Source organism: Streptomyces torulosus (assembly GCF_001419765.1).
Taxonomy (GTDB): Bacteria; Actinomycetota; Actinomycetes; order Streptomycetales; family Streptomycetaceae; genus Streptomyces; species Streptomyces torulosus.
Window position 1 is genome coordinate 1 of the sequence record NZ_LIRK01000503.1, and the last position, 6,672, is coordinate 6,672.

The window sequence follows — 6,672 nt, forward strand, 5'->3', positions numbered from 1 at the left end:
CACACCGACCGGCCTCGGCGTCACACCGACCGGCCTCGGCGTCACACCGGCCTGCCCCGGCGTCACACCGATCCGCCCCGGCGTCACGCCAGCCCGCCCCACACCCCGGCCCGGCCGCCCGAGTACCGTCGTTGGGGGCTCGCCGGGCCGCTCGTCCCGGCTCCCGGGAAGCCCGACCGGCCGACCGTGCCCCGAGCCGTGCGCCCCGGTCTGGCCCCTGTCGTCGAGCGCGTCGCGACGCGCGACAGGGTCGTGTTCCTGACGTTCGACGACGGGGCGGAGAAGGACCCGGGGTTCGTGCGGATGGTGCGGGAGTTGCGGCTGCCGGTCAGCATGTTCCTCACGGACAGCGTCGTCGGGCCGGGCTACGGCCACCTCGCCCGGCTCCGCGAGGTCGGCGCCACCGTGCAGAACCACACCCTCGACCACACCGCCCTGCGCGGCCTGCCGTACGCCGGGCAGCGGGCCGAGATCTGCGGCCAGCAGGACAAGCTGAAGCAGCGCTTCGGTGTCCGCCCCACCCTGTTCCGCCCGCCGTACGGCGTCTACGACACCACCACGCTCCGCGCCGCCGCCGACTGCGGCATCGCCGCCGTCGTCCTGTGGCGCGCGTCCATGAGCGCCGACGGTTTCCATTCCACCGCCACCCCCAACGCGAGTGGCGCAGCGACCGCCGCCGGCGACCGGCTCCGGCCCGGCGACATCGTCCACGCCCATGTCCGCCGGGGTCCGGGTCGGCCGGACGGCGCCTCGCTCACCCGCATCACGGCCGGGCTTCTGCGCCGCATCCAGGAACAAGGCCTGACGGTGGGTCGTTTGGAGGACTACCTCTGAGGGCCACCTCCGCGGGGCGGAACCTTGCGGCAACCCGGGGTCCCGCACCACGCCACGCGGCCGCAATTAGCAGTCCGCTTGACCGAGTGCTAACCACGGTCATAGTCTCAGGTCTGGCACTCCCCCCTGGAGAGTGCCAACTACGCGACGGGCAGGTCCGGCACCCGCGACGACGGATCCACCTGGTCGCCACCTCAGACAGTTAACCCCGTGAGATCTCCGAAGGGGGAGGTCGGATCGTGACGACCACCAGCTCCAAGGTTGCCATCAAGCCGCTCGAGGACCGCATCGTGGTCCAGCCGCTCGACGCCGAGCAGACCACCGCCTCTGGCCTGGTCATCCCGGACACGGCCAAGGAGAAGCCCCAGGAGGGCGTCGTCCTGGCCGTCGGCCCGGGCCGCTTCGAGAACGGCGAGCGCCTGCCGCTCGACGTCCAGACCGGCGACATCGTGCTGTACAGCAAGTACGGCGGCACCGAGGTGAAGTACAACGGCGAGGAGTACCTCGTCCTGTCGGCTCGCGACGTCCTCGCGATCATCGACAAGTAGTTCACCTCTCGCGAGGCAGCCCGCCGCCCAGCGCGGCGCGTCACTTCGCGAAACACATTGCTTTGAGCTGCGCCCCTGGCCCCCGCGACCACTAAAAAGCCGGGCGCCCGGGGCGCAGCCTGCATTCACCCGAGATTTCCGAGAGGGCTCCCGCTGCCATGGCGAAGATCCTGAAGTTCGACGAGGACGCCCGTCGCGCCCTCGAGCGCGGCGTCAACAAGCTTGCCGACACGGTGAAGGTGACGATCGGCCCCAAGGGCCGCAACGTCGTCATCGACAAGAAGTTCGGCGCCCCCACCATCACCAACGACGGTGTGACCATCGCCCGCGAGGTCGAGATCGAGGACCCGTACGAGAACCTCGGCGCGCAGCTGGTGAAGGAGGTGGCGACCAAGACCAACGACATCGCTGGTGACGGCACCACCACCGCCACCGTGCTCGCCCAGGCGCTGGTGCGCGAGGGCCTGAAGAACGTCGCCGCGGGCGCCTCCCCGGCCGCCCTGAAGAAGGGCATCGACGCCGCCGTCGCCGCGGTCTCCGAGGACCTGCTCGCCTCGGCCCGCCCGATCGACGAGAAGTCCGACATCGCCGCCGTCGCCGCGCTGTCCGCCCAGGACCAGCAGGTCGGCGAGCTCATCGCCGAGGCGATGGACAAGGTCGGCAAGGACGGTGTCATCACCGTCGAGGAGTCCAACACCTTCGGTCTGGAGCTGGACTTCACCGAGGGCATGGCCTTCGACAAGGGCTACCTGTCGCCGTACTTCGTCACGGACCAGGAGCGCATGGAGGCCGTCCTCGACGAGCCCTACATCCTCATCCACCAGGGCAAGATCGGCGCCATCGCCGACCTGCTGCCCCTGCTGGAGAAGATCATCCAGACCAACGCCTCGAAGCCGCTGCTGATCATCGCCGAGGACGTCGAGGGCGAGGCCCTCTCCACCCTCGTGGTCAACAAGATCCGCGGCACCTTCAACGCCGTCGCCGTCAAGGCCCCCGGCTTCGGCGACCGCCGCAAGGCGATGCTGCAGGACATGGCCGTCCTCACCGGCGCCACCGTCATCTCCGAGGAGGTCGGCCTCAAGCTCGACCAGGTCGGCATCGACGTGCTCGGCACCGCCCGCCGCGTCACCGTCACCAAGGACGACACCACGCTCGTCGACGGCGCCGGCAACTCCGAGGACGTCCAGGGCCGCGTCGCCCAGATCAAGTCCGAGATCGAGAACACCGACTCCGACTGGGACCGCGAGAAGCTCCAGGAGCGCCTCGCGAAGCTTGCCGGCGGCGTGTGCGTGATCAAGGTCGGCGCCGCCACCGAGGTGGAGCTGAAGGAGAAGAAGCACCGTCTGGAGGACGCCATCTCCGCGACCCGCGCCGCGGTCGAGGAGGGCATCGTCTCCGGTGGTGGCTCCGCGCTCGTCCACGCCGTGAAGGTCCTCGAGGGCAACCTCGGCAAGGAGGGCGACGAGGCCACCGGTGTCTCCGTCGTCCGCAAGGCCGCCGTCGAGCCGCTGCGCTGGATCGCCGAGAACGCCGGCCTCGAGGGCTACGTCATCGTCTCCAAGGTCGCCGAGCTGGAGAAGGGCAGCGGTTACAACGCCGCCACCGGCGAGTACGGCGACCTGGTCAAGGCCGGCGTCATCGACCCGGTCAAGGTCACCCGCTCCGCCCTGGAGAACGCCGCCTCCATCGCCTCCCTCCTCCTCACGACCGAGACCCTGGTCGTCGAGAAGAAGGAAGAGGAGCCGGCCGAGGCGGGCCACGGCCACGGTCACGGCCACGCCCACTGAGGCAACGGCCACGCCCGCTGAGGCAACGCCGCCTTCCGAGGCGACGCCGGCCCACCGAGGCAGACACCGCCCGCTGAGGCGATGTCGCCCCTGGAGGCCAGTCACCGCCCACTGAGGCGGACGCCTGAGAGAAGCCCCTGTTCCGCCCGCCGGAACGGGGGCTTCTCCCGTTGTGCGCGGTGCACGCACGCCCTACCGACGGTCTCCCCCAGGGGCTCCCGGCCGCCGCTCTCCCCAGCGCTCGCCTACCGCTTGCTCAGCGCTCCACCCCTTCCAGGGCCCCCAGCTGCGTCATCAGCGCGAGCCGGTCGTACTGCCACCACCCCTCGGCGAGCTTCCCGTCCGCCGAGCAGCGATGGATGGTCGTCCCGGTCATGGAGACCTTCCTCCCGGTGGGCGCGATACCGAGGAACTCGCCCTTGTGCGTGGCGCTCCACGTCCACCGCGTGCAGACGCGGTCACCCTGGGCCATCTGGTCCTCGATGGTGAACGAGAAGTCGAAGCCCGCCCGCCACATCGCGAACTCACGCCGCGCCGCGTCCATACCGATCACGTCCTGGGGGTTGGCCGGGTCGTGGTCGTGATAGTCCTCCACCAGCAGATCGTTCATCGGCGGCAGCTCCCCCCGCGTGCCCAGCGTCTCGAAGAACCTCCGCGCGGTGTCCGCGTTGAGCTGCTCGTCCCGCACCACGTCCAGATCCGTGAAGGTCGGCATCTCGTCGCAGAGCGCCACCATCTCGTTGAAGATCCGGTCCGTCTCCGGCAGCTGGGAGTTCCGCATGGCCTCCTCGTACGACGGGAACTCCACGATCTCGACGAAGTGCCCCTCGTCGGACCGGTCCTTCCCGATCATGTTGTGCGTCGCCGTCCGCTTTCCCTTGGTCTGCTCGACCCACCTGTCCATCAGCCGGTCCATCTCGTCGAACCGACTCGTCCTACAGTCGATGAGCTGCACAAACGTCACAAGACCACCTCCGGCCCCCCTGGATCCGGTCGGACAGCTCCATTCTCACCCCGCACCGCCTCCCTCTCACCCGCTGCGCGACGGGGCCGCCCCGGCCCGCCCCGCTACTGGGGGCCGTACTTCCGTCCCGTCTTCGAGCTGACCCCGCCCAGCAGGCCCCGCGGCATCACCTTCACCACACCCATCAGGGTCTTGTAGCGCGGGTCGGGGATCGAGACCGTCCTGCCGCGGGACAGGTCGGCCAGGGCCGCCGTGACCAGCTTGTCCGCGTCGAGCCACATCCAGCCCGGGATGTTGTCCGTGCCCATGCCCGCCCGCTCGTGGAACTCCGTGCGGACGAAGCCCGGGCACAGCGCCATCAGACGGACACCGCTGCCGGCCAGGTCCCGCGCCGCGCCCTGGGTGAACTGCACCACCCACGCCTTCGACGCGCCGTACGTCCCCCGCGGCACGAACGCCGCCACCGACGCCACGTTCACGACCCCGCCCCGGCCGCGCTCCCGCATGGCCTCGGTCGCCGCGGAGGTCAGCCGGAGCACCGCCTCGCAGTGCACCTTGAGCATCTTCAGCTCGTCGGCCATCGAGACGTCGAGATAGCGGCCCTTGTTGCCGAAACCCGCGTTGTTGACCAGCAGGTCGACCGGGTTCTTGCGGTCGGACAGCCGCTTCGCCACCGCCTCGATGCCGTCGTCCGTCGCCAGATCCGCCGTCAGGACCTCCGCCTCGATGCCATGCCGGTCGTGCAACTCCGTGGCCTGCTCCCGCAGCCGCTTCGTGTCACGCGCCACCAGCACCAGGTTGTGCCCGTCCGCCGCCAGCCGCCGCGCGAAGGCTGCGCCGATGCCCGCGGTCGATCCCGTAATCAGAGCCGTTGTCATGGCGCAAGGGTAGTGACCCGGACTGCGCTGATCCGCTTGCCCACGGCGGCGGACCCTCCCCGGTCATCCCCGTCCGTGGGCGTGCCGCGCGTGCGTCGGGTGCGGCGCCGGTATGCGGGCCCGCTGTCCCTTCTCCACCACCACGAACTGACCCATCATCCCCTCGTCCTCGTGATACAGCAGATGACAGTGGTACATGTACGGCGTCTCCGGGTCCGCCGGGCCGTCGAAGCGCAGGGCGAGCCTCATGGTCGTCCCGTCCGGCAGGAACACCGTGTCCTTCGGGCCGCGCAGCGCGGGCGGCGGTTTCTGCCCGTCGACCTCCAGCACCCGGAACTGCACGTCGTGCACATGGAAGTTGTGCGGCATCCCGTTGCCGTTGCGGACCGTCCACACCTCCGTCGTCCCCCGGGTGACCGTCTCGTCGACGCGCCCCATCGCCATCTCCCGCCCGTTGATCCCGGACCGCTTCAGATCGAAGTGCCGCCCCCGCACCGCTCCTTCCTCACCGTCGGGTATCTCCAGCCCGCCCAGCACCGCGGGCAGCCGGGGTGACGGACGGAGGCGGTCGGCCGCGCGCAACTCCAGTACGTCGAAGGTGTCGTCGCCCCCGGAGAACCGGCGCTGCCAGGCGTCCCCGTAGTTGTCCTGCGGGAAGCTCCGCAGCGTCACCCGCTCGCCGGCCCGCATCCGTACGACGATCTCGGCCCGCTCACCCGGCGACAACTGCACCCGCTCCATGGACGCCGGCCGCTCCAGCAGCCCCCCGTCCGTCGCGATCAGGGAGAAGGCGCGGCCGTCGGGGAAGCCGAAGGCGTAGGTGCGGGCCGTGGAGGCGTTCAGCAGACGCAGACGTATGTGTGCGTCGTGGACTTCCTGATAGGGGTTCAGGGTGCCGTTGACCATGGTGCGGTCGCCGAGGAAGCCGACGTTCCGCAGAAAGCCGCGGCCGGTGTCGAGCTTCGCCCCGTCGAAGCGCACGTCCTGCACGACGAGAGGGAGGTCGTCGACGCCGTACCGCTTCGGCAGAGGGAGTCGCCCGGACTCCTTGTCGTCGACGAGGAACAGACCGGCCAGGCCCCGCGCCACATGCCGGGCGGTCGAGCCGTGCGGATGCGGGTGGTACCAGAGGGTCGCCGCCGGCTGGTCCACGGTCCAGTGCGGACTCCACGCCGCGCCGGAGGCGATCATCTGGTGCGGGCCGCCGTCCATCCGGGCGGGCAGATGCATCCCGTGCCAGTGGACGGTGGACGTCTCCGCCAGGTCGTTCCGTATCCGCACGCGGACCTTCTCGTCGCGTGCGGCGCGCAGCGTGGGGCCCAGATAGGAGCCGTTGAAGCCCCAAGTCGGTGTCTTCACACCGTCCTTGAACTCGGTGGTGCCGGCCCGCATGCGCAGATCGAAGACGCGGGTGCCGTCCTTGTCGACGGACGACTTCGCGAGCGGCGGTATCGCCAGCTTCTCGTCGAAGGCGACCCGGCCGGCCGTGCTGACGTCGGCGCCCGTCCACAGCCACGTGAACAGGCCGCCGATCGTCAGCACCACGACGGTGACGACCGAGCCGAGCACGATGAGGACACGCTTGATCCGCGACATGCCTCCAGCGTTCCGCCCCGCCCGCCGGCGAACATCCGGGACCGCCCCTGGACCATCCCTGACCC

General features: G+C 70.2%; 6 protein-coding genes. 3 read left to right on the plus strand and 3 right to left on the minus strand.

The genetic code is table 11. The features are described 5' to 3' along the window. The first annotated feature begins 51 nt into the window (after positions 1-51). The 3 genes from AOK23_RS31205 (at position 52) to groL (ending at position 3,169) form a co-directional block, all read left to right on the plus strand. Positions 52-834 (plus strand): polysaccharide deacetylase family protein, encoded by a 783-nt coding sequence (locus tag AOK23_RS31205; RefSeq protein ID WP_079049812.1) that lies wholly within the window; start codon positions 52-54, stop codon positions 832-834. A 239-nt stretch (positions 835-1,073) separates the two neighbouring features. Then, entirely contained in the window at positions 1,074-1,382 is a 309-nt protein-coding gene (gene groES / locus AOK23_RS31210) for a co-chaperone GroES (RefSeq protein WP_055715921.1), read from the plus strand. A gap of 158 nt (positions 1,383-1,540) precedes the next feature. Continuing rightward, entirely contained in the window at positions 1,541-3,169 is a 1,629-nt protein-coding gene (gene groL / locus AOK23_RS31215) for a chaperonin GroEL (RefSeq protein ID WP_055715922.1), read from the plus strand. 256 nt (positions 3,170-3,425) lie between these two features. On the opposite strand, the gene AOK23_RS31220 is transcribed toward groL, so the two are convergent. From AOK23_RS31220 to AOK23_RS31230, 3 genes are all read right to left on the minus strand, one after another. Further along, on the minus strand, positions 3,426-4,133 hold the full coding sequence (locus AOK23_RS31220) for an ester cyclase (RefSeq protein WP_055715923.1): 708 nt from the start codon (positions 4,131-4,133) through the stop codon (positions 3,426-3,428). A gap of 104 nt (positions 4,134-4,237) precedes the next feature. Further along, positions 4,238-5,011: an SDR family NAD(P)-dependent oxidoreductase gene (locus tag AOK23_RS31225; protein ID WP_055715924.1), complete on the minus strand. Its 774-nt coding sequence runs from the start codon at positions 5,009-5,011 to the stop codon at positions 4,238-4,240. A 63-nt stretch (positions 5,012-5,074) separates the two neighbouring features. Continuing rightward, a complete protein-coding gene (locus AOK23_RS31230) occupies positions 5,075-6,607 on the minus strand; it encodes a multicopper oxidase family protein (protein WP_055715925.1) in 1,533 nt (510 codons plus the stop codon). Between the last annotated feature and the right edge of the window lie 65 nt (positions 6,608-6,672).